Genomic DNA, 17,364 nt, shown 5'->3' on the forward strand with positions numbered 1-17,364 from the left:
TCGCCGATAGCAAGTTGTATGGCAAGCGCCCCGGGGTCTTCGGCTCCGGGGCGTTTTGTTATCCGCGCCGCCAAAGCTCCGGCGCCTTGTCCACGATGTCGCTAAGCATCCGGTGCTTATTCATTCCGGGCAGCCAGAGCATCACCATGGTGACGTTCAGCCCCTGACTGCCGACCTCCGTCGCGATTTCACTGACTCCCTGCCACTCGCCTGGCCGCAAATGGTCCGGTAAAAACCCCCAGCCCCTCCCCTGCTCCAGCGCATGGCGCAGCAGAGTAATTTCGTTCATATACAGCGTATGGCCGGAGATCTGCAGCCGGCGGGCAATCTGATCGTCACTGCGCCGGTGCATCACTAACTGCGGCGTCAACGAAAGATTCAATAGCGTCAGCGGCCGCGGAGCGTCGTGGAACAGGCTGTCCGCCGCGTAGAAACGCAGATCCACGGTGCCGAGCGCCCGCCACTCCATTTCGCTCCCCAGCGTGCGGTTGTTAGCCTGGCACAGCGCCATATCCGCCACGCCATCGCTCAGCGCCTGCTCGGCTTCGCGCCGCGAGGCGCTCCAGCAGCTCAGGCGGATCTGCCGCCGGGCCAGCGTATCGGCCAGCGCGCAGAGAAAATCACGTGGGATAAAGGGATCGTACACCAGACGCAGCGCCTGTCCGGTGGTTTGCGGCAGCGTTTGCGCAAAAGACTCGAAAGCCTGCGCCTGGCGCAACAGCAGATGCGCCTGACGAAAAAGCTGCTCGCCTTCGGCGGTTAAGGTCAGGGTACGCCCTTCCCGGTTGAACAGATGGTACCCCAGCGCGTCTTCCAGATAGTCCAGCAGATCGCGCAGCGTGGTTCGGTCTTTACCTAAACGAATGGCCGCCCGCGACAGGCTTCCGGTCTCGGCGATGGTGGCGAATGCTTCAATCTGCGCGAAAGAATATTGCAGGGTTTTCATCCTTCCCTCCCTTACGGGGGAAAATCCCCCCTGTGCTGATTTTAGCCGGCGCGCGCCGATTTATATACTGCGCAGCGAATCTATGGCAAACGAGGAAAGGAAGATGATAAGAAAACCACTGGCCCTGGCGTTAATCCTGGCGGCGCTGCCGGCGGCGGCAATGGCGCAAAACTGCGGCGGCCTGACGCTGGATGTCTGCCCAACGCCTTACGATCAAACGCTACCCGCGGCCAAAGACATGCTCAGCTGGGATCAGACTTCACGCGTGATTGGCTTTCGCAATGACTATCGCAACTATGCCGGGGATGTCTTCCGCCACGGCGCCTCAGTGCCGCTGGAACGCGCTGAAAAACAATTGACCGATGCCCGCTATACCCTTAACGGCCATACCTGGACCCTGCAGGATTACCTGAAGCGCGAGAACGTCAGCGGTATGCTGGTGCTGAAAGACGGCAAAGTCGCCTGGAAATATCTTGGCGACGGCAACACCGATACCACCCTGTGGACCTCACGCTCGGTGGGAAAATCGGTGGTCTCGACGCTGGTGGGTATCGCCATTCAGCAGGGTAAGATCCACTCCTTCGATGATCTGATTACCGTTTATGAACCCGAACTGAAAGGCACCGCCTGGGACGGCGTGACGCTGAAGCAGTTGATGCAGCACACCAGCGGTGTGGAATGGAATGAAGACTACACCGACCCGCAGTCGCACTTCGCCCGCCTGACCCAGTGCGAGGCGCAGCCCGGCGCCTATGCCTGCGTGCGCAAGATCGTCACCGGCCTGGCGCGCCAGCATCCTGCGGGCGAGCAGTGGTCCTACTCTTCCGGCGGCGCCTGGCTGTTGGGCGATATCCTGGAGCGCGCCACCGGTATGCCGCTGGCCGCCTGGCTTGAGCAGTCGCTGTGGCAGCCCGCCGGGATGGCCCACGACGGCGTATGGCATGCTTATCAGCAAGGGAAGCATGATGTTGGCGCCCACGGCTTTAACGCCACCCTTGAAGACTGGGGCCGCTTCGGCGAATTCGTCGCCCGCGATGGTCGGTTAAGCAACGGCAAACAGCTGGTGCCTGCGGGCTGGTTCGATCAGGCCGCAAGCTGGACCACAGCGCTGAACTCGGTCTCGGCGGCGCATCCGCAAGGTATCTACGGCTATCAGTGGTGGAATAACGCCATTCCGGCGAATGCGCAAAACGTCCAGCCGACGCCGCAGGAAGGGCTGAAGGGCTCGCTGTGGGCGCTGGGTATCTACGGCCAGGTGATCATGGTGAACCGCGCGGAACACCTGGTGATCGTCCAGTGGTCGACCTGGCCGCAGGCGGAACCCTCCTTTAACGCCCAGCCGCTGGAAGCGGCGCTGATGTACAGCGCCATTGCCCGCGAGCTGCGTTAACCCCCCCAGCTCCTTGCCGCTCAGCCGGCGAGGATCGTGTCGGCATTCAGCGCCAGATGCTGCAGCAGGATAATGGTTTTGGCATCCATGATCTCGCCATCGCGAATGGCCTGCAGCGCCCGCGCCAGCGGCCACTCCAGCACTTCAATGTCCTCACCTTCCGCCGCCAGCCCGCCGCCCTCTCCCTGCCGGTCATCGGCCTGATATTCGGCGATAAAAAAGTAGAGTTTTTCGGTGACAGATCCGGGGCTCATAAAGACGGTGAAGACGGGCTCGATGCGCGTCACCCGAAAGCCGGTCTCCTCTTCCGCTTCGGCAACGATCCTCGCCTCCGGCGAGGCGTTATCCAACAGCCCGGCCGCCGCTTCAATGAGATATCCGTCGTGACCGTGAGTAAACACCGGAAAACGGAACTGACGAGTCAGGACCACCGTTCGCTTTTCCCGGTTGTAGAGTAAAATGACCGCGCCGTTGCCGCGATCGTAGGCCTCGCGGCTCTGCTCCTGCCAGCGTCCATCCCGGCGCTGCAGTTCAAAGGTATATTTTTTCAGCGTGTACCAGTTATCAGAGAGCAGCGTCTCGCGAATGTGGCGGACGTGCGGTGCATGAGTTTGCATGTTATATCCCCTTTAAGATGACAGCAGGCACCATAACATGCATAATCGTGCACAAACAAGATCACTCGTGAAGGAAAAATCATGCTCGCCAGTCAACGAAAACAGCAAATCCTGCAGATTCTTGCGGAGGAAAAACAGGTGATGTCCGGGGAGCTGAGCCAGCGGTTTAACGTCTCAGAGGACTCCATTCGCCGCGACCTGCGCGAGCTGGCGGCGGAAGGAAAACTGCAGCGGGTCCACGGCGGGGCGCTGCCGGTCTCCACTGCCATCGCCCCTATTGAAACACGCAAAAGCGTGCAAATCGCCTCCAAGCAGGCGGTAGCGCGCGCCGCCGCCGTCCTGATCCAGCCTGGACAGGTGGTGATTGTCGATGGCGGCACCACCACCGCGGCGATGATCGGCTTCTTACCCGCCGACCTCAGCTGCACGGTGGTCACCCACAGCCCCGGCATCGCCGTGGCGCTGGTCGATCACCCGCGAATCGAGGTGATCCTGCTTGGCGGCAAAGTGTTTAAGCATTCAGTTGTCGCCGTCGGCCCCGAAACGCTGGAAGGAATGGCGCGGATCAACGCCGATGTGTTCTTTATGGGGGTGACCGGCGTCCACCCGCGAGCGGGTTTTACCACCGGTGATTATGAAGAGGCAGGCATCAAGCGCGCGCTGGCGGCCAGGGCCGCGGAAACCGTGGTGATGGCCTCCCGGGAAAAGCTCAACGCCGCGTCGGCCTTTGCCATCGGCGAGCTGAACCTCGCCAGTACGCTTATCGTCGATGGGGATCCCGACGCCGCGCTGCGCCAGCAGCTGGTGCAGCGCGGCGTGGAGATCGTCCCCGTTCAGCGGTCGCGCTGAACGGGGCGCGGCGCTTAGTTGCCGCCGGAGGTCCGGCGCTGCAGCTGGTCGCGCAGGTTCGGCGGGGTGCCCTTAATGGTCAGAGTATCGGTGGCGGGATCCCAGAATACGCGTTCGCCCAGCAGCATCGCGTCGAAGTTAATGGTTAAACCGCCGCCGCTGCCGGCAAACTTGGTCAGCTGGCGTAAGGTGCTGCGATCCGCCGGGAAGCTCTCTTCCAGTTCGTAACCCTGTTCGGCGGTGAATTCCTGGAAGCTCTTTTCGCTGACGCCGGCCAGCTCTTTGGACAGCGATTCCAGCTCAATCTCTTCCCCGGCCTGCAGCTGTTCGTTGCAGTACGCATAGACCTGCTGACGCACATTCTGTCGCTCGGATTTATCAAGCTGCGCGTCGGCGGCGAAGTCATCCACCGCCTGCAGCAGGCCGCGGTTCTGCGCTTTGGCGTTGAGGCCTTCGCTGGCGCCGAGGAAATCCATAAAGAAATCGGCCACTTTGCGCCCCACCCGCCCTTTCAGGAAGGTTAAGTAGCGAGTCGACTCCGGGTTGGTTTCCCACTCGGTCAGATCGATGCGCGCGACGATATCGGCATGGTTAATATCCAGATAATGGGTCGAGCGGATATCCAGCTCTTCGTTGACGCGCATACTGCTCAGGTTATTGAGCACCGCCACCAGCAGATACTCGACCGCCAGGTAACGATACTGGCAGAAGAGGACAATGCCCCCTTCGGCGAACGGGTATTTCGCCAGCTCATCGCGTAGGCGGCCGGTCGCCGCGCGGCTGAACGCCAGAAACTCCTCTTCGCCCTGACGCTGCAGGCGCAGCGCCTGCGCCAGTTCGCTCTCTTCATTGAACAGCCCATAGGCTTTGCTTTTGGCGCTATAAACCCGGTGCAGTTCAGCCATCATCTCGACGACCGTCGCGTTCGGCTCCAGCAGTGACTCGCGCAGCACCAGCTCCAGATTTTGTTCATCACGTTTGATTAACTGATGCAGGGCAATCTGGTCGATATCCAGACTCATGTTAAACTCTCCTTTTAGACCGGGCGGTATTCAACCACCGCCGGGTAGCCGACGCAACTGGCGCCACACATTTCGACGTCATGACTGACGATCGGTGCGCTTTTGCGCCGCGGCGAAAAAATGCGGAAAAAAAGCTGCTGCTACGGTAATATGTTGCCCTTTCACGAACAAACAGATTTTGAGTTTATGCCGCAAATTTCCCGCTATAGCGATCAACAGGTCGAACAGTTGCTCAGCGAGCTGACGAACGTCCTGGAATCACACAAAGCCCCGGTTGACCTTTCACTGATGGTGTTAGGCAATATGGTGACCAACCTGATCAACAGTAGCGTCGCGCCGGCGCAGCGTCAGGCCATCGCCCGTTCTTTCGCGCAGGCTTTGCAATCTTCGATTAACGACGATCCAGCGCATTAAGGATAACAGCAACAGTATATGGTGACTCTACGTCAGCCCTACCGAGAAAAAGTCTCCCAGATGGTTAGCTGGGGGCACTGGTTCGCCCTGTTCAACATGTTGTTGGCCATGGTGCTCGGCAGCCGCTACCTTTTTGTCGCCGACTGGCCGACGACGCTTGCCGGACGACTCTTTTCGTACGTCAGTCTCGTCGGGCACTTCAGCTTCCTGGTGTTTACCAGCTATGTGCTGATCCTCTTTCCGTTGACCTTTATCGTGGTCTCGCAGCGCCTGATGCGCTTCCTGTCGGTGATCCTTGCCACCGCCGGGATGACGCTGTTGCTGATAGACAGCGAGGTCTTTACCCGCTTCCATCTTCATTTAAATCCGGTGGTCTGGGAGCTGGTCATCAACCCTGACCAGAATGAGATGGCGCGCGACTGGCAGCTGATGTTTATCAGCGTCCCGGTCATCTTTTTGATTGAAATGCTCTTCGCCACCTGGAGCTGGCAAAAGCTGCGTAGCCTGACGCGCCGCCGCCATTACGCCCGCCCGGTGGCCTGGTTCTTCTTTTTGTCGTTCGTCAGCAGCCACCTGGTCTATATCTGGGCGGATGCCAACTTCTATCGCCCGATCACCATGCAGCGAGCGAATCTGCCGCTTTCCTATCCGATGACCGCCCGTCGTTTCCTTGAGAAACATGGCCTGCTCGACGCCCAGGATTATCAGCGTCGCCTGGTGGAACAAGGGGCGCCGGAGGCGGTATCGGTCCAGTATCCGCTCAGTAACCTGCGCTACCGCGACCTTGGCGCGGGCTATAACGTGATGCTGATCACCGTCGACAACCTGAACTACTCGCGGTTTGAAAAGACGATGCCGGCGCTGGCGGCGTTTGCCAAAGAAAACGTTAACTTTACCCAGCATATGAGCTCGGGCAATACCGCCGACAGCGGCCTGTTTGGCCTGTTCTACGGCATTTCGCCAGCCTATATGGACGGTGTCCTCTCGGCGCGTATTCCCGCAGCGCTGATCACCGCCCTCAACCAGCAGGGCTACCAGCTGGGGCTGTTCTCTTCCGATGGGTTTAGCAGCCCGCTGTATCGCCAGGCGCTGCTCTCCGACTTCTCGCTGCCGAGCGCGAAGACCCAGAGCGACGAGCAGACCGCCAATCAGTGGATCAGTTGGCTGGACCGTTACGCGCAGGATGAGAATCGCTGGTTCTCGTGGATCTCGCTGAATGGCACCACTCTCGACGACACGCAGCAGCAGAACTTTGTCCGCCGTTATAGCAAGGCGGCAGGCGACGTTGATGCCCAGATCGATCGGGTGCTGAACGCGCTGCGCGAAGCCGGCAAGCTCGATAATACGGTGGTGATTATCACCGGCGGCCACGGCAAGCCGCTTAACGTCAAACACGACTCATTCGACTGGTCGCGCGAGCAGCTGCAGGTGCCGCTGGTTATTCACTGGCCGGGCACGCCAGCCCAGGAAATTGCCACCCTGACCGATAACAAAGATGTGATGACCACGCTGATGCAGCGCCTGCTTCACGTTTCGACGCCGGCCAATGAGTATTCGCAGGGTGAAGATCTGTTCAGCGCCGCGCGGCGTCGGAACTGGGTCACCGCGGCCAACGGCGATACGCTGGCCATTACCACCCCGACCATCACCGTGGTCCTCAACCATAACGGCACCTACACCACCTGGAGCCGCGACGGCGAGAAAATCAAAGATCAGAAACCGCAGCTCAGCCTGTTGCTGCAGGTCCTGACCGACGAAAAACGCTTTATCGCTAACTGATTGATTAATTATGAATCAATCGCGCGCGACCCGCTTGCATTCGCCTGGGGAACGGGTAATATTATTCCCCACGCGTCGGCACGTAGCGCAGCCTGGTAGCGCACCGTCATGGGGTGTCGGGGGTCGGAGGTTCAAATCCTCTCGTGCCGACCAAAAATCCCAGAGAAACCAGCCTTTTAAGGCTGGTTTTTTTATGTCTCTCTTTTACGCCCGTCCCCCACCTCGTTGAATTTGTGCCCTTTCCGCGCCACAGCGTATAGAGTACGACTATCCTGATGGTAAATTACGTCGTAGCATCTATTATTCGACCGTATGACTCATAAGCAGGAGCGGATGACATGAGAGTTAATGGACTTACCAAAGGATTTTTCATCCTTATCGTCTTCATTGTAACCCTGGCCTTTTTTGATGTTCTCTCACCCTACTATTCCGCCATTCTCTGGGCCGCGATCCTCGCGGTGATTTTTAATCCGGTCAAAAACAAAATTCGCACCCGCCTCGGCGAGCGTAATGGCCTGGCGGCGCTGATGACCATCGTCATTATCTGCCTTATCGTGTTTACGCCGCTGGCGATTATCCTGTCGTCACTGGCCTACGAGCTGAACGTGGTGTACAGCAAACTGCAGCATAACGATACCCAGTTCCCGACGGTGGTCGCCAGCCTGATTGCCCACCTCCCCGGCTGGGCCAGAAGCTTCCTGGCAGAACATAACCTTGATAGCGCGCAGCAGATCCAGCAGCAGCTCTCCGATGTCGCCCTGAAAGGTGGCCAGTATCTGGCCGGCAGCGCGTTTCTGATTGGCAAAGGGACCTTTGGCTTTACCGTCAGCTTCGGCATCATGCTGTACCTACTGTTTTTCCTGCTGAAGGATGGACCTTACCTGGTGCTGTTGATCCTCGAATCTCTGCCGTTATCCAGCTATGTGAAGCAGCACCTGTTCGCTAAGTTCGCCGCAGTGGCCCGCGCCACGGTAAAAGGCACCGTCGCCGTGGCGCTGGCGCAGGGGGCGCTGGGCGGCTTAGCCTTCTGGATCGCCGGTCTGGACGGCAGCATTCTCTGGGGGGCGCTGATGGCGTTCCTGTCGCTTATCCCGGCGGTGGGCTCGGCCATTATCTGGGTGCCGGCGGCTATTTACCTTTTTGCTACCGGCCAGTTGTGGCAGGGCGCCTTTATCGTGGGCTTCTTTGTCGTTGTGATTGGTCTGGTGGACAATATTCTGCGTCCGCTGCTGGTGGGCAAGGATACCAAGATGCCGGACTACCTGATCCTGATCGCCACTTTAGGCGGCATGGAGATCTACGGTATCAATGGATTCGTGATCGGGCCACTGATCGCCGCCTTGTTTATCGCCTGCTGGAATTTGCTGTCGGGACGGGAACATGCTGGCAACACCGATGAAATCGATGAAGAGTTTATTGAGGAAGCAAAAAATAGCCGTACTGAATAGCTTCTCCGGCAGGCGTCTGGCGGCCCGCCAGCGCCACTGTCGCGCTCTGAACGCTGCCCTTTTGCCAGTAGATAACACTATTCACTTTGCAAAAAATGGTAAATAAATCTTAACATTCAGCTAAGTGATGATAGGCTATCCCTGTCAGGAACGAAAATAAAGGATGATCAACCGTGAAAAAAATCACTACGCTAGCCGTTTCTCTGCTCACCGCCGCCTGCATGTCTGCCGGTGCCCTGGCCGCAGACCAGCCGCTGGAAAAAGTCGCGCCGTTCCCGAAAGCGGAAAAAGGCATGAAGCGTCAGGTTATTCAGCTGCCGCAGCAGCAGGATGAGTCGGCGTTGAAGGTTGAGCTGATGATCGGCCAGACGCTGGAAGTCGACTGTAACCACCATCGTTTTGGCGGGCAGCTGGAAAGCAAAACCCTGGAAGGCTGGGGTTATGACTACTATGTCTTTGATAAGCTGAGCGGCCCGGTATCCACCATGATGGCCTGCCCGGACGGCAAGAAAACGAAGAAATTTGTTACTGCCGGCCTCGGCGATGACGCTATGCTGCGCTACAACAGCAAGCTGCCGATCGTCATCTACACGCCGACTAATGTCGATGTAAAATATCGCATCTGGCGCGCCGACGAGACTATCGGCAACGCCGAGATCCGCTAAGGCGCGCAATTAAATCAGCAATAAAACAACGGCAGCCCGCAGGCTGCCGTTTTTGTCAGAGCGCGATGTCCGCCATCGGCTTGCCGCCGCTCAGCGGCTTCAGCTCCGCCTGCGGAGCTTCATCCGCCGCCGCGGCCGGCTCATATTTCAGCTCCAGCACTTCACTGGTCCACGCCAGCGCTTTCTCAATCTCCGCCGGGTTGCCATCAAGGCGAATACCGTAGGTCGGGATGATCGCCTTCAGCCTGGCCTGCCATTCGGGCGAATTCACTTTGTCTTTAAACACTTTTTCCATCAGCTGCAGCATGATAGGCGCCGCGGTGGAGGCGCCTGGCGATGCGCCGAGCAGCGCCGCGACGGTGCCTTCGTCATCGCTGACCACTTCGGTGCCCAGGCGCAGTACCCCGCCCTTCTTCGCATCGCGCTTGATGATCTGCACGCGCTGACCGGCCTGCCACAACCGCCAGTCCTCTTTCCGCGCTTCCGGATAGTATTCGCACAGCGCGGCCAGACGATCTTTATCTTTCTGCATCACCTGGCTAATCAGGTATTTCACCAGATCGAAGTTGTCCAGGCCGACGTTGAGCATCGGCAGGATATTCGAGGTATTGGTCGAGGCCAGCAGATCCCACAGCGAACCGTTCTTCAGGAAGCGGGTCGAGAAGGTGGCGAACGGCCCGAACAGCACCACGCGTTTACCGTCGATAATACGGGTATCGATGTGCGGCACTGACATCGGCGGCGCGCCCACTTCGGCCTGGCCGTAAACCTTCGCCAGATGGTGGTTTACTACCTCCGGATTTTCGCAGACCAGGAACTGGCCGCCGACCGGGAAGCCGGCATACTCTTTGGCCTGCGGAATGCCGGTTTCCTGCAGCAGGGTCAGCGCCGCGCCGCCGGCGCCGATAAAGATAAATTTGGCTTTAATAACCCGCTTCTGACGACGGTTGTCGGCATCCGCGAGGGTCACCGTCCAGCTCTTATCGGCGTTGCGCTTGAAGCGACGCACCACGGTGCCCAGCTGCAGGGAGAAATTATCATGCTTTTGCAGGCTGGCGATCAGCTGGCGGGTGATTTCGCCATAGTTGACGTCGGTTCCCATTTCCGTACGGGTGGCGGCCACCTTTTGCAGCGGGTCGCGGCCTTCCATCACCAGCGGCGCCCAGGCTTTGATCTGCTGATGGTCTTCAGAATAACGAATGCCGCGGAACAGTTCGCTCTGCTGCAGCGCCGCATAGCGCGCGCGCAGGAAGTTGACGTTATCTTCGCCCCACACAAAGCTCATGTGCGGCACGCTGTTAATGAATGATTTTGGTTTGTTCAGGACGCCGCGCGTCACCTGATGCGCCCAGAACTGACGCGAGATGTGGAAGGCTTCGTTGATGTCGACCGCTTTGTCGATATTGATGCCGTTGGCGGTCTGCGGCGTATAGTTCAGCTCCATCAGCGCCGCGTGGCCGGTACCCGCATTGTTCCACCCGTTTGAGCTCTCTTCCGCCACGCTGGACATCTGCTCAACCATGGTAATAGACCAGTCTGGCTCAAGCTCCTGCAGCCAGGTTCCCAGTGTGGCGCTCATAATGCCGCCGCCAATCAACAATACATCCGTCTCTTGCTCATGGCGGGTGTTGGTCCGAGTGCTGTTGGGACCAACCGCCTGTGAGCGTGGTACGGCCATCTTTTTATTCATCGGATTTGAGCCTTACTTTACTCGCTGTTTTATTTAGCGCAGGTGATACGATTGTCACCCCTCACGTTACCACCGAAGCTCAAAAATTTAAATATTGTTTAAATTTTAAGTTCTGTTTTGAGATCCGTTATAAAAATGTTTAATAAATGTATACACCAAATCGCTTTTTGTACTGGTGCCCTGGCAGATTCCGCGCTATCATCCCTGGTTTTGTGACAGACCGCACGGAAGCAGGGCCTGACACCGCTCCTCCTTTTTTTATAATCTGCGAACTTTTTTTATGCCCCCAGTTTCAGACCCCGCCGCTTCCGGTAACCTGCGTCCAATCCTTCGTTCTCCGTCGCTGCTGACGCGCGAAGTCCTGGCCGGCGTGCTCACCGCCCTGGCGTTAATTCCTGAAGTGATTTCGTTTTCGGTTATTGCCGGCGTTGACCCGCAGGTGAGCCTGATTGCTTCCGTCGTGCTCTGTCTGGCGATGTCGCTACTCGGCGGACGCCCGGCGATGGTCACAGCCGCCGCGGGATCAGTGGCGCTGGTCATTGGCCCGATGGTGAATCAGCACGGCGTGGGTTACATTCTGCCAGCCGTCATTCTGGCGGGTATGATTCAAATTTTGTTTGGTCTGTGCGGCATGGCGCGCCTGATGCGCTTTATTCCCCCGGCGGTGATGACCGGGTTCGTCAACGCCCTCGGGATCCTGATTTTCTTCGCCCAGGTGCCGCACTTCTGGAGCCGCCAGCCGCTGATCGTCGGCCTGTTCGTCCTGACGCTGCTTATCGTTCTGTGGGCGCCGCGCTTTATTAAGACTATCCCGGCGCCGTTGATCGCCATCGTCGCGCTCACTCTCTATACCGCGACCACCGGCCAGCTGCTGCCGACCGTGGGTGATGAAGGGTCAATGAGCGGCGGCCTGCCGGGGTTCACCGCCCTGACCGTTCCCCTGAACCTGACCACCCTGCAGATAATCTGGCCGTGCGCCCTCAGCATCGCCTTTGTCGGCCTCATGGAGTCTCTGCTGACGGCTAAGCTGGTGGATGACCTGACCCATACGCCGTCGAATAAATCGCGGGAGAGCGCCGGGCTGGGGATCGCCAACATCCTCGCCGGCTGTTATGGCGGTATCGCCGGCTGCGCGATGATCGGCCAGACTATCGTTAACGTGGAAATGGGCCGGGCCCGCAGCCGTCTCTCAACGGTTATCGCCGGCCTGGTGCTGCTCCTGCTGGTGACAGCGCTCAGCCAGGTGATGGCGAAGATCCCGATGGCGGTCCTGGCCGGGGTGATGGTGATCGTGGCGGTGAAGACCTTTAGCTGGCACAGCATTCTCCCGGGCGAGCTGGCGCGCAATCCGTGGCCGGAAACGCTGGTGATGCTGATGACCGTCGCCGCGACGGTGGGAACCAGCAATCTGGCGATTGGCGTGCTGGCGGGGATTGTCGCGATGGCGATCATCCCCCGCCGCCTGCGGGCAAAAGCGCAGGCTACATCAGAAACAGCGTCGCCAGACCCAGAAAAATAAAGAAGCCGCCGGTGTCGGTGATAGCGGTAATCATTACGCTGGAGCCGACCGCCGGGTCACGCCCCAGCTTCACCATGACCATCGGGATTATCACGCCCATCATCGCCGCCATCAGCAGGTTGAGCATCATGGCCAGCGTCATCACCCCGCCAAGCTGCGGATCGTCATACAGCCACCAGGTGATGGCCCCCATGATCCCGCCCCACACCAGGCCATTAATCAGTGCAACGCCCATTTCACGCAGGATCAGAAAGGTAAAGCTGCCGGGCTGGATCTGCTGCAGCGCCATCGCCCGAACGATCATGGTGATCGTCTGGTTGCCGGTATTGCCGCCGATCCCGGCGACGATCGGCATCAGCGAGGCCAGCGCCACCAGCTGTGAAATGGTATGTTCGAAGCCGTCGATGACCCTGGAAGCGATAAACGCCGTACACAGGTTCACCGCCAGCCACGCCCAGCGCGTTTTCACCGCTTTGCTGACCGGGGCGAAGACATCTTCTTCATCGCTCAGGCCGCCCATCCGCCGCAGATCGTTGTCGGTCTCTTCATAGACCACATCGACGATCTCATCGATGGTCAGACGGCCGATCAGTTTGCCATCGGCATCGATAACGGCGGCGCTGAGCAAGTCATCACGCTCGAAGGTGCGCGCCACCTTCTCCGCTTCTTCATGCGGCTGAAAGGTGACCGGATCGCCCTCCATCACCTCCCCCACCCGCTTCTGCGCATCGTTGAGCAGAATGGTCTGCAGCTCCAGCTCGCCGAGCAGCAGCTTATTGCGGGTGGTGACGAACAGTTTATCGGTGTTCTCCGGCATTTTCCCGAGACGCCGCAGATAGCGCTGGACCGCCGCCAGGGTGGCCTCCGGCCGCACCGTAATGACCTCAAACTCCATGATCGACCCGACGCTGTTGTCGGCGTAGCGCATAATCTGGCGAATACGGGCGCGCTTCTCAGCCGGCAGGGTCGCCAGCAACCGTCCGGTAAGATTGCGCGGCAGATGCTGCAGCAGGTAAACCTGTTCATCGATATCCAGCGGCTGCATCGCCTGCAGCAGCTCGTGGTCGCTCATCTTATCGATGAGGTCGCCCCAGACGTTTTCTGAAGCTTCCAGCAGCACTTCGCCGCGTTTATCGTCGGGCACCAGGCACCACAGCGCGGTGCGGGCGTCATAGGGGAGCGCTTCCAGCGCATCGGCGAGATCCGGCGGCGGCAGATGCGAGACCAGCATTTCCACTTCAGCCAGGTCATCGGCCAGCGTCCCTTCATCGTAACGTTCGGCCAGCGTCAGTTTGCCCAGCAGCGCGGAGGTCACCGCTTTATCGGTGCTCAAGAGCCAAATCAGACGGGCGCGCTCTTCGTCACGCAAGCGGGCGCTTTTTTTATGCAAAACGGACATCGGTCAGGCAATCCTTTTGAGAATAGTGAGCCGGCCTGCGGGCCGGAAGCCTTAAGCATAGCGCGAGGAGGGGGAAATAATAACCGTCAGCACTGTAGACGCTGAAAATTTCAGCGGCGCCCGGCTTTCCCCGGGCGCGCAGCGTGAATCAGGCCGTGCGGGCCACCGCATCGCGGGAGGCCTGCGCCCGCTCTTCGCCAGTGAGCTCGGACAGCTGCCCGGCACGCATCTCCAGCAGGCGATCGGCGTGCTGGAAGTAGTGATCGTCATGGCTGATGGCAAACACGGTTTTCCCCATCTGCTTCATCAGCGGCAGCAGGACCTGGTAGAACTCGCGGCGGAAATGCGGATCCTGATCCGCTGCCCATTCATCCAGCAGAATGATATCCCGGGACTCGGCCAGCGCCAGCAGGAGCGCCACGCGCTTCTTCTGCCCTTTCGACAGCCGCAGGTCGCCGATCTTACCGTTTTCCAGCTGCAGCTTGTGGGCCATTTGCAGACGCTCCAGCCACGTTGCCACCAGCGCCGGATCGGCCTCCTCGCCCTGCGGCCCGAGCAGACGGTCGAACAACCAGACGTCAGTAAACACCGCGGAGAACAGTTTGCGGTACGCCTCCGGTTTATCCGCCGCCAGCGGCTGGCCATCCACCAGAATCTGACCGGAAACCGGCTGATACAGGCCGGTCAGGAGCATCGCCAGGGTTGATTTGCCGCTGCCGTTGCCGCCGATCAGAAACACCAGTTCGCCGCGTTTTAGCGTCAGATTAAGCGGCCCTACCGCAAAGCGATGGTCCGGATAATGGAAAGTGACATCGCGCAGCTCCAGCGTCTGCCAGTCAGCCTGCGGCTGCGGCCGGGGGAAATCCGCCCGGTAAGGGGCGAGCGAGAACTGGCGCAGCTTGTTGAACGCCACCTGGGCGCTAAGCAGCGTGGGCAGCGCGCCGACGGCGGAGAGCAGCGGCGTGCGCAAAAACAGCAGCGTCAGGGAGTAGGTCGCCGCCACGGCGGTATCGGCCCAGCCGAGGCTGTTGGCCATCCAGAACACCAGCCCGATGGCGCCAAGCATCATAATATTCGACCAGTTGACCGCGCTGAGATGAAAGGTATCGGCGCGAACGATGTGGTGCCGGTAGTCGCGGGCGTCCGGGAGATAGAGCTGATTAAACACATACTCCGCGCGCTCGCGGTTGAGGGTCAGCTCTTTGCGCCCTTCCAGCACCGTCTGGTAGTCGTGATAGAGCTTATCTTCCGTTTCGCGCAGGCTGGCCATATGTTTGTACACCCGCGACACCAGCACAAAGCCGCCCCAGATGGTGAGCGCCATCCACAGGGCCGTCACCAGCATCATTTTTCCTGACAGCCAGGCCAGATAAGCGGCGGAGCCGAAGGTGAGAATGATCCCCTGCACCAGCTCAGGGAGGCGTACAAAGGCGATGGTAATATTGCGGATATCGCTGGTCAGCCCGGCAAGCAGCGACGCGCTGCCGATCTTCTCCACCTGTTCAATCTGGGTATCGAGGATGCGTTTCACAAACTCGCCGCGCAGGCGAAAAACAAAATGGTGGCCGAGGGTGGTCAGCGCCAGCTGCGAGCCCAGCGTTACCGCCATTAACAGCCCCAGCAGGCCAAGAAATTCCGGCAGCACCCGCAGCGAGGTATCGACAGTGGCGATCAGGCGCATGTTAATAAAAGCGATTAAGCCGATACCCAGCGCGGCGCTGAGCAGGCTAAGGGCAATAACGCCCAGAAACGGCCAGCGATACTGGCGCCAGACGAGAGAAAGAAGTTCCATAACAGGCTATCCGGAAAAGCAAAACAGCCAGCAGTTTAAACGGCTCGCCGGTGACATCAAGAATAATTCTTATTTTAATCGCCGGGACGGCCCGCCTGCCGAAAGGTGAGGTTATATCGACAGTCGCCGGTCTCGGGATGATGGCCCGCTTTCAGCGGCTGAACGCCATGATAAAACAGGCGCGACTCCCCGCCCCAGACCACCACATCGCCATGCTCCAGCAACAGCCGCCGCAGCGGGTCGCTGCGCTGCAACCCGCCAAACTGAAAGATGGCCGGCAGGCCCAGGGAGACCGAGACGATCGGCGCCCGTAGATCCTGTTCATCTTTATCCTGATGCAACGACAGCTTTGCGCCGGGCTGGTAGCGGTTAATCAGACAGGCGTCGGGGGAAAAGCCCGGATAGCCGCCGGCCGCGGCTGCCGCCAGCGCCAGTTCATGGAACACGGCCGGCATCGGCGGCCAGGTATGACGGGTGACCGGATCGATCGGGGCGTAGAGGTAGCCGTGGCGATCGGTGGTCCAGCCCAGCCGGCCGCAGTTGGTCATCGCCACCGACATGGTGTACCCGCCCGGCGTGACCATCTGGCGAAACGGCGACTGGCGGGCGACGTCGGCAATCGCCTGCAGCAGCCCTGGGGCACGCTCGCGGGCAAAGCGGCGAAGCACCACCGCGCCGGGGGCCAGCGGCTCCTGCCACGGTGGGGTATCGCTAAACAGATCGAGCATTACTCCTCCTCTCGTTGCGCCTCGCGCGCCAGCAGCTGCGCTTTTCGCGCCGTTCCCCAGCGATAACCGGATAGCGCGCCATCTTCACGCACCACCCGATGGCAGGGAACGATCACCGCCAGTGAATTCGCCGCGCAGGCGCCGGCCACGGCTCTTACCGCCCGCGGCTGGCCAATATGCTCGGCCACCTGGCGGTAGCTGCGGGTCTCCCCCGCCGGGATCTGCCGCAGCGCCTGCCAGACCTGCAGCTGGAACGCGGTGCCCCGCAGATCCAGCGGCAGCGACACCGGCCGCCGGCTGTCGTCGAGGTGGGCGAAAATCTCCGCCATCTGACGACGAAACTCAGGGTCGCCCTGACGCAGCTCGGCGTGGGGAAAGCGCTGGCGCAGGTCGTCGAGCAATGCAGCATCGTTATCACCCGGCAGCACAGCGCAGACGCCGCGTTCACTTTGCGCCACCAGGCAGCGGCCCAGCGCGCAGTCGCCTGTCGTCCAGGTCACCACGGTGGCGGCGCCGCCGCGGCGAAACTGGCTGGCGGTCATCCCTAATGCGGCATCGGCCTGGCGATAATAGCTGCTGCTGTCGGGAAAGCCGGCCGCCAGCGCGGCGCGGGTCACCGGTTTCCCCTGCTCCAGCGCCTCCCGAAGGCGTCGCGCGCGCCACGCCTGCTGCCAGGCTTTCGGGGTCATGCCGGTGACGGATTTGAATAAACGGTGGAAATGAAACGGGCTGACCGCCAGCTCGCGCGCCAGCGCCTCGAGGGTCAGGGGCGCCTCCTGCTCCAGCAGCCGACAGGCCTGCGCCACCTTGTCGATCCTTTGCTGCTGCGGATAGTCTTTATCCGGCTGGCAGCGTTTGCAGGGGCGGAATCCCGCCGTCACGGCAGCAGCGACGTCGGCAAAAAAGCGCACGTTTTCCCGCCGCGCGCGCCGCGAGCGGCAGGAGGGACGGCAGCAGACGCCGGTGGTCAGTACCGCAAAGACGAACTGACCATCGGCCCGGGTATCACGCTCGCAGACCGCCTGCCAGCGGCGGTCATCGGTATCGGCAACTATCGATTTCATCACGGGTCTCCTGCTGTAAGTGTATCCTCAGTCTGCGGTAAA

General features: G+C 59.9%; 15 protein-coding genes and 1 tRNA gene. 8 read left to right on the forward strand and 8 right to left on the reverse strand.

Going from position 1 to position 17,364, the window contains the following annotated elements:
• Nucleotides 1–58 precede the first annotated feature (58 nt).
• Nucleotides 59–946 (reverse strand): LysR family transcriptional regulator, encoded by an 888-nt coding sequence (locus ACQUTI_RS06120; RefSeq protein ID WP_065697564.1) that lies wholly within the window; start codon nucleotides 944–946, stop codon nucleotides 59–61.
• 103 nt (nucleotides 947–1,049) lie between these two features.
• Between ACQUTI_RS06120 and ACQUTI_RS06125 the strand changes: the two genes are divergently transcribed.
• Nucleotides 1,050–2,336: a serine hydrolase domain-containing protein gene (locus ACQUTI_RS06125; protein WP_428923220.1), complete on the forward strand. Its 1,287-nt coding sequence runs from the start codon at nucleotides 1,050–1,052 to the stop codon at nucleotides 2,334–2,336.
• A gap of 20 nt (nucleotides 2,337–2,356) precedes the next feature.
• Here ACQUTI_RS06125 and ACQUTI_RS06130 read toward each other — a convergent pair whose 3' ends face one another.
• A complete protein-coding gene (locus ACQUTI_RS06130; RefSeq protein ID WP_064178373.1) occupies nucleotides 2,357–2,953 on the reverse strand; it encodes an NUDIX domain-containing protein in 597 nt (198 codons plus the stop codon).
• Between the two features lie 81 nt (nucleotides 2,954–3,034).
• On the opposite strand from ACQUTI_RS06130, the gene ACQUTI_RS06135 reads away from it, so the two are divergent.
• A complete protein-coding gene (locus ACQUTI_RS06135) occupies nucleotides 3,035–3,802 on the forward strand; it encodes a DeoR/GlpR family DNA-binding transcription regulator (protein WP_428923221.1) in 768 nt (255 codons plus the stop codon).
• 14 nt (nucleotides 3,803–3,816) lie between these two features.
• On the opposite strand, the gene yejK is transcribed toward ACQUTI_RS06135, so the two are convergent.
• The gene (gene yejK / locus ACQUTI_RS06140; protein ID WP_004144267.1) at nucleotides 3,817–4,824 is read right to left on the reverse strand and encodes a nucleoid-associated protein YejK; all 1,008 of its coding nucleotides are present in this window, start codon (nucleotides 4,822–4,824) and stop codon (nucleotides 3,817–3,819) included.
• Between the two features lie 186 nt (nucleotides 4,825–5,010).
• On the opposite strand from yejK, the gene ACQUTI_RS06145 reads away from it, so the two are divergent.
• From ACQUTI_RS06145 to eco, 5 genes are all read left to right on the forward strand, one after another.
• Nucleotides 5,011–5,238 carry a YejL family protein gene (locus ACQUTI_RS06145; RefSeq protein ID WP_004195346.1) on the forward strand — a complete coding sequence of 76 codons (228 nt, stop codon included), beginning with the start codon at nucleotides 5,011–5,013 and terminating at the stop codon, nucleotides 5,236–5,238.
• 18 nt (nucleotides 5,239–5,256) lie between these two features.
• Nucleotides 5,257–7,017 (forward strand): LPS biosynthesis-modulating metalloenzyme YejM, encoded by a 1,761-nt coding sequence (gene yejM, locus ACQUTI_RS06150; protein ID WP_122543295.1) that lies wholly within the window; start codon nucleotides 5,257–5,259, stop codon nucleotides 7,015–7,017.
• 76 nt (nucleotides 7,018–7,093) lie between these two features.
• A tRNA-Pro gene (locus tag ACQUTI_RS06155) sits at nucleotides 7,094–7,170 on the forward strand.
• A gap of 185 nt (nucleotides 7,171–7,355) precedes the next feature.
• On the forward strand, nucleotides 7,356–8,465 hold the full coding sequence (locus ACQUTI_RS06160) for an AI-2E family transporter (protein WP_004201670.1): 1,110 nt from the start codon (nucleotides 7,356–7,358) through the stop codon (nucleotides 8,463–8,465).
• A 173-nt stretch (nucleotides 8,466–8,638) separates the two neighbouring features.
• Nucleotides 8,639–9,130 (forward strand): serine protease inhibitor ecotin, encoded by a 492-nt coding sequence (gene eco, locus ACQUTI_RS06165; protein WP_004201671.1) that lies wholly within the window; start codon nucleotides 8,639–8,641, stop codon nucleotides 9,128–9,130.
• Between the two features lie 55 nt (nucleotides 9,131–9,185).
• On the opposite strand, the gene mqo is transcribed toward eco, so the two are convergent.
• Entirely contained in the window at nucleotides 9,186–10,820 is a 1,635-nt protein-coding gene (gene mqo, locus ACQUTI_RS06170; RefSeq protein ID WP_017899305.1) for a malate dehydrogenase (quinone), read from the reverse strand.
• Nucleotides 10,821–11,100: 280 nt separating this feature from the next.
• On the opposite strand from mqo, the gene ACQUTI_RS06175 reads away from it, so the two are divergent.
• Entirely contained in the window at nucleotides 11,101–12,339 is a 1,239-nt protein-coding gene (locus tag ACQUTI_RS06175; protein WP_224051389.1) for a SulP family inorganic anion transporter, read from the forward strand.
• Here ACQUTI_RS06175 and mgtE read toward each other — a convergent pair.
• The 4 genes from mgtE to ada all read right to left on the reverse strand — a co-directional run bounded on the left by mgtE (nucleotide 12,302) and on the right by ada (nucleotide 17,322).
• Complete coding sequence (gene mgtE / locus ACQUTI_RS06180) at nucleotides 12,302–13,738, reverse strand: magnesium transporter (RefSeq protein ID WP_004201674.1); 1,437 nt, start codon at nucleotides 13,736–13,738, stop codon at nucleotides 12,302–12,304. The two genes, ACQUTI_RS06175 and mgtE, sit on opposite strands and share 38 nt — an antisense overlap.
• Before the next feature lie 148 nt (nucleotides 13,739–13,886).
• Complete coding sequence (locus ACQUTI_RS06185) at nucleotides 13,887–15,530, reverse strand: multidrug ABC transporter permease/ATP-binding protein (RefSeq protein WP_064189625.1); 1,644 nt, start codon at nucleotides 15,528–15,530, stop codon at nucleotides 13,887–13,889.
• A gap of 74 nt (nucleotides 15,531–15,604) precedes the next feature.
• Nucleotides 15,605–16,258 (reverse strand): DNA oxidative demethylase AlkB, encoded by a 654-nt coding sequence (alkB, locus tag ACQUTI_RS06190; RefSeq protein WP_032456416.1) that lies wholly within the window; start codon nucleotides 16,256–16,258, stop codon nucleotides 15,605–15,607.
• Entirely contained in the window at nucleotides 16,258–17,322 is a 1,065-nt protein-coding gene (gene ada / locus ACQUTI_RS06195) for a bifunctional DNA-binding transcriptional regulator/O6-methylguanine-DNA methyltransferase Ada (RefSeq protein ID WP_064189624.1), read from the reverse strand. Before ada ends, alkB begins: the two co-directional genes overlap by 1 nt.
• Between the last annotated feature and the right edge of the window lie 42 nt (nucleotides 17,323–17,364).

The sequence above is a fragment of the Klebsiella sp. 7-CIP_Kleb. genome, assembly GCF_050378655.1.
Lineage (GTDB): Bacteria > Pseudomonadota > Gammaproteobacteria > Enterobacterales > Enterobacteriaceae > Klebsiella > Klebsiella quasipneumoniae.

Excerpts from the sequence above, each read along its gene's own strand:
- ACQUTI_RS06120 (WP_065697564.1), bottom strand. The coding sequence starts at position 946 with ATGAAAACCCTGCAATATTCTTTCGCGCAGATTGAAGCATTCGCCACC.
- ACQUTI_RS06125 (WP_428923220.1), top strand. The coding sequence starts at position 1,050 with ATGATAAGAAAACCACTGGCCCTGGCGTTAATCCTGGCGGCGCTGCCG.
- ACQUTI_RS06130 (WP_064178373.1), bottom strand. The coding sequence starts at position 2,953 with ATGCAAACTCATGCACCGCACGTCCGCCACATTCGCGAGACGCTGCTC.
- ACQUTI_RS06135 (WP_428923221.1), top strand. The coding sequence starts at position 3,035 with ATGCTCGCCAGTCAACGAAAACAGCAAATCCTGCAGATTCTTGCGGAG.
- yejK (WP_004144267.1), bottom strand. The coding sequence starts at position 4,824 with ATGAGTCTGGATATCGACCAGATTGCCCTGCATCAGTTAATCAAACGT.
- ACQUTI_RS06145 (WP_004195346.1), top strand. The coding sequence starts at position 5,011 with ATGCCGCAAATTTCCCGCTATAGCGATCAACAGGTCGAACAGTTGCTC.
- yejM (WP_122543295.1), top strand. The coding sequence starts at position 5,257 with ATGGTGACTCTACGTCAGCCCTACCGAGAAAAAGTCTCCCAGATGGTT.
- ACQUTI_RS06160 (WP_004201670.1), top strand. The coding sequence starts at position 7,356 with ATGAGAGTTAATGGACTTACCAAAGGATTTTTCATCCTTATCGTCTTC.
- mqo (WP_017899305.1), bottom strand. The coding sequence starts at position 10,820 with ATGAATAAAAAGATGGCCGTACCACGCTCACAGGCGGTTGGTCCCAAC.
- ACQUTI_RS06175 (WP_224051389.1), top strand. The coding sequence starts at position 11,101 with ATGCCCCCAGTTTCAGACCCCGCCGCTTCCGGTAACCTGCGTCCAATC.
- mgtE (WP_004201674.1), bottom strand. The coding sequence starts at position 13,738 with ATGTCCGTTTTGCATAAAAAAAGCGCCCGCTTGCGTGACGAAGAGCGC.
- ACQUTI_RS06185 (WP_064189625.1), bottom strand. The coding sequence starts at position 15,530 with ATGGAACTTCTTTCTCTCGTCTGGCGCCAGTATCGCTGGCCGTTTCTG.
- alkB (WP_032456416.1), bottom strand. The coding sequence starts at position 16,258 with ATGCTCGATCTGTTTAGCGATACCCCACCGTGGCAGGAGCCGCTGGCC.
- ada (WP_064189624.1), bottom strand. The coding sequence starts at position 17,322 with ATGAAATCGATAGTTGCCGATACCGATGACCGCCGCTGGCAGGCGGTC.